Genomic DNA, 4016 nt, shown 5'->3' on the forward strand with positions numbered 1-4016 from the left:
ATGTAGGTTTTTTTGATATTGCGGTCGACAGCCCATAGATGCCCGCGCAAAATGGCATCATTGATCATATCTGCGGTTCTCACCACCGATAAGAAAGCAAATTTTGTATCGCTTGAGAGTGTGCGATTACCCCAGAGGCGATAACCATTTTCGCGGATGATTGTTGTGATGTTTTGTTCATTAAGAAGGTTGGCACGGCTGGATCTGTCCCCAATGGAAAAATCAATGGGGCGTGCAATACCAACAATGCCATTGATCACTTTGTTTGAAGGGGAATGCCAAAAACCATGGGTAAAATCCGTTTTAGCAATGACACCTGCAACCGCTGCACTTGCTGGCTGTTCTATGATTTTTCCATCACGATTCACTTTTACAAAAGGGTCAACTATGATGGCGCGCTTTGAATCAAAATCCTTTGCTGTGCTAAGAGCAGCTTCATCTGTTGTGTTGGGTGCATCAAGCACCACAATAGCACGCAGACGCTCTGCAATGCCAATGAGTTCTGCTGCGACGGGGTTGGCAGTTGCACTAGTTCCATTCTCTTCAATATTCACACTGGAAGGGCGTTGATGTGTAAAGCCTGGAGCGATGAGAATGCGTGGTGTTTGTCCTACAATGGATTGTGCTCCAATGAAAGCATGAACACCTTCATAAGCACCATTTGCGGTTACACCACCCAGAATATTGGTGAGTGTTGCATTTTCGTTGTCACCCTCGTGCACGCGTACGACAACGACAATGGCGCCTACTTGTTTAAAAATAAGATCAAGGGCATTGGGTAAGGTACCTTGACGCTTACCCGTTTTATCGAGTTTTGCAGCTTGTGAAAGAGAGCCTGCTACCAAAACCGGTGTGTTGAGAGGGAATGCTCGGTCATCGGCATCGGGTGCTGTGCCAACAATCCCGATAACTGCCGATTGTACCGCGCGAAGGGGGCGGGTGCCGTCGTCAACCTCAACGACTTCAACACCGTGTAAAAAACCTGTTGCCATTTTATACTCCTTTAAATGGTTGGCTAATGAAATGAATGGGAAAAATTAGAGGTGGAAGCCGTTCTGACGAGCGACTTGACAAAAACTTTAAAACCGTTAGATTCATACAAAGGTGCTTCAAAAACATCTTAAAACAACAAGCGGATTGGTTACCGAAACAGTCTTTTTCCGTGCATTGAATGCTTTGACTCGTTATATGCGCATAGCGTATAATAATGTTATCGGGTGTAGTTACGCTATAAAATACCCTTATGGGGAAAGCATAACGACGGACTTACTACCGTGTTTTCTAGCACCCGATACCCCTCTAGGGCGTCAATAGAAAACAACTAAATAGTAAGGAGTTCATTATGAACAATCTAGTAACAATCAACAATGATGGTATTGCTGTCACAACCTCTTTAAAAATTGCCGGTGGTGTGGGGAATAGCCACGCTACAGTTATAAAGTTGGTACGTCAAAACATTGAAGACCTTGAAGAATTTGGAAGGGTTGGATTTGAAATCTCACCCTTTGGGACCAAAGGCGGAAGACAGAAAAGAGTAATTGCTATTCTCAACGAACCACAAGCCACTCTACTCATGACCTATATGCGTAACAATGATACGGTGCGTGCATTCAAAAAAGCCCTCGTCAAAGCTTTCTATGATTTAAAAAACCAATTAATTGATAATGATCGTGATACACGCTTTGATTTTCCAAGCAACTGGAATGAAATGGGACCTACTGAAAAAGCTGTTTATATTTATGGACCGCTTCACATGCATCTTGTTAAAGCCTTTACATTAGCAGAAGAGAGCAAACATTATAAAACGCTTGTTGAAGAAGCCAAGCGAGTTTTAGTAAGCCCTGTTGTAAAAGTAGCTTAAGTTAAAAACATGATTTTATCTCCTCGTCTTTGAGGCGGGGAGGTAGTTAATGCCGTAAAATATCTTTACATAATACATATTCTACGTATAATACGTATTATACATTAAAGATAGGATGTGCATATGAAAAAATATAGTTTTACAGATGTAAACCGCGGGGCAGGCGATATTTTAGACGAGGCTATGTCTACACCTGTAGCTTTAACAAAGCGAGGGCGTGAAAAAATCATTATGCTTCCTGTTGATTTATATAATGAATTAGTAAAATCTCGTTCTGGTGCACAATCTTTTGTTTATGCAGATGCACCGCAAAATATATTAGACGATTTAGATCGTGGTTTAGATGACATTTTGAATAGTGATGAACATGTTTAAAGCAGGGGATGTTGTTCGATATTATTATTTATGGCACGAACAAGCGCAAAAAGGTGAACATTCAGGACGTAAAGCGCGTCCTTCTTGTATTTGGTAACGATACACGATATAGTGCATTATGATTTTAGGATTTAAACATAAAGGGCTCGAAGCTTTCTACAACACTGGTACGACAAAAGGCATTCAATCAGCTCACACTCAAAAGTTAAGGCGTATTCTCGGTGCTCTTGATGTAGCTATATCACCAAATGATTTGAATTATCCGTCCTTTCGATTACATCCTCTAAAAGGTGATCTTAAGGGCTATTGGTCAATTACTGTAAATGGAAATTGGCGCGTAATATTCCGTTTTATTGGTATAGATGTCGAATTGGTCGATTACCTAGATTATCATTAAATAAGGAGAACTAAAAAATGATGAAAAATCCTCCACATCCCGGTGAATTATTGCGTGAAGACGTAATCGCAGAGCTTGGTTTATCTGTTAGTGAAACAGCCGAACGGCTTGGTATGTCTCGTGTCGCATTTTCTAGGGTTTTAAATGGGAAAGCTGCACTTAGTCCCAATCTCGCTATTAGGCTTGAAATGGCTGGTGTGAGTACTGCACGTGCTTGGTTAGCTATGCAGGCAAATTATGATTTAGCACAAGCTCTAAAACATAAACAACCTAAAATACATCCTCTTTTCACGAGTTCTTGTTAGTGCTGTTCTATCGTATTGAGATGCTTTTTTTAAAGGTGCTATTATAACTTAAACTTGCTCGTCTTTCTTTTGTGATCGTTCACAACCATTTAATCTTTCCATAATCTTATGAGGACAGCCCCATCAGCTCCAGCGCCACTTGAACAATCAGTCCCATGAGAACCAGCACCCCCACCCCCAAAGCCACGCCCCGCTTTTCCTGAACTATATGAGCCTTGTCCCGTTCCTCCAGAGCCCCCCCTTGATGTATCACCCCCAGCATCACCGCCATTACCGCTTGTTTTTCCATTGTTTCCACTCGTTCCAGCACAACCATTTCCACCTTTAGCAAGTCCTGGATGTTCGTCTTTTGCTAAACCAAAATTTCCTCCCACGCCTCCAGCACCACCAGAGCCTGAATAGAAGGAATTCGTACTCCCAGTAATCGAGTGAGAGATACGGGCGTCAGCTCCCCCACCACCCTTTCCTCCGGTAGCGGTAATAAAATTTTTGCCAATGGTTGTTGTTTCTCCAGGCTTACCGCTTACAAAATTCTTTGCAATAGAAGCCCCTCCTTTACCAATGATGATATCCTCGTGACCGTTTAAACTGACTTTATAGCCATACCAGACGGAACAACCACCACCTCCACCACCTCCTCCTAATCCTATCCCAAACGCTCTACCACCACTACCCCCACCACCCCAAGCTTGGATCTCAACTTTAGTTTTATCGGTGACCCAGACGGGCCACTGAATTTTCCCATCCTGTGTATAGAGCAATTCAACATCAGCAAGGGCCGGCCAATTTGTGATTTTATCGATCAAATCTTTTTTAAGACTCTTTATTTGTGCCAAAATGGCGGCATCCACTTGCGCCTTCGTATAAACAACATCACCATCGATTTTAAGTGGTCCTTTAAGCGAGCTTCCGTTTGTGTTTAAATTGGTAACCACTTTGCCATTATAGATAAGGTTAAACGACGAATTACCCAACAGTTCTAAGCCACCACTCATAGTGATTTTGCTGGTAAATTTATTATAACTTTGCCATTCATTTGGGCTTGTGAGGTGCCCATAGCTTGTGAGATCTTCATTGA

6 protein-coding genes are annotated in these 4016 nt (G+C 42.2%); 4 read left to right on the forward strand and 2 right to left on the reverse strand.

Features of this window, described 5'->3' with window-relative positions; all coding sequences use genetic code 11:
- A partial coding sequence (locus tag ACFIJZ_RS09270) for a phage tail sheath subtilisin-like domain-containing protein (protein ID WP_375631839.1) occupies positions 1–992 on the reverse strand: 992 nt, incomplete at its 3' end.
- 350 nt (positions 993–1342) lie between these two features.
- Here ACFIJZ_RS09270 and ACFIJZ_RS09275 point away from each other — a divergent pair.
- The 4 genes from ACFIJZ_RS09275 (at position 1343) to ACFIJZ_RS09290 (ending at position 2938) form a co-directional block, all read left to right on the forward strand.
- Entirely contained in the window at positions 1343–1861 is a 519-nt protein-coding gene (locus tag ACFIJZ_RS09275; protein ID WP_375631841.1) for a Rha family transcriptional regulator, read from the forward strand.
- A gap of 123 nt (positions 1862–1984) precedes the next feature.
- On the forward strand, positions 1985–2236 hold the full coding sequence (locus tag ACFIJZ_RS09280; protein WP_375631843.1) for a type II toxin-antitoxin system prevent-host-death family antitoxin: 252 nt from the start codon (positions 1985–1987) through the stop codon (positions 2234–2236).
- A 118-nt stretch (positions 2237–2354) separates the two neighbouring features.
- Positions 2355–2633 (forward strand): type II toxin-antitoxin system RelE/ParE family toxin, encoded by a 279-nt coding sequence (locus ACFIJZ_RS09285; protein WP_375631845.1) that lies wholly within the window; start codon positions 2355–2357, stop codon positions 2631–2633.
- 17 nt (positions 2634–2650) lie between these two features.
- Entirely contained in the window at positions 2651–2938 is a 288-nt protein-coding gene (locus ACFIJZ_RS09290; protein ID WP_120101694.1) for a HigA family addiction module antitoxin, read from the forward strand.
- Between the two features lie 89 nt (positions 2939–3027).
- Here ACFIJZ_RS09290 and ACFIJZ_RS09295 read toward each other — a convergent pair.
- Positions 3028–4016: hypothetical protein (locus ACFIJZ_RS09295; protein WP_375631847.1), on the reverse strand; the 989-nt coding region annotated here is incomplete at its 5' end.

Origin of the sequence: Bartonella sp. CL70QHWL, assembly GCF_042194855.1 — a bacterium.
In the GTDB taxonomy this organism is placed as follows: domain Bacteria; phylum Pseudomonadota; class Alphaproteobacteria; order Rhizobiales; family Rhizobiaceae; genus Bartonella.